This is a genomic window from Rahnella perminowiae (assembly GCF_019049755.1).
GTDB lineage: Bacteria > Pseudomonadota > Gammaproteobacteria > Enterobacterales > Enterobacteriaceae > Rahnella > Rahnella perminowiae.
In genome coordinates this window covers 1-259 of record NZ_JAFMOS010000025.1, presented here as the reverse complement: position 1 = coordinate 259, position 259 = coordinate 1, and the positions used below count along the sequence as shown (strand labels likewise).

General features: G+C 47.1%; 1 protein-coding gene. It reads left to right on the top strand.

Going from position 1 to position 259, the window contains the following annotated elements:
- On the top strand, window positions 1-259 hold a 259-nt coding region (locus tag J1785_RS27125), incomplete at both ends, for a type 1 glutamine amidotransferase family protein (RefSeq protein ID WP_476655343.1).

The window sequence follows — 259 nt, the reverse complement described above, 5'->3', positions numbered from 1 at the left end:
AGCCATGACCGTAAAGGTCAAGCCGAGAGTAAAGATGCCGCACCCAGTGGTTTCTATCTTTCTGAGGTGTCTCACCCCTACGATGTACTCACAAAAGAAGGATATGAAATTGATTTCGTGAGTCCCAAGGGGGGCAAGACACATGTTGACGGTTTAGACCTCAGCGATCCGGTTAACGCCTCCTTTTGGAATAATGATTCCTTACGCGAGGCAACTAAAACCACATTAAAACCCTCGCAGATTGATCCTGACGTCTATG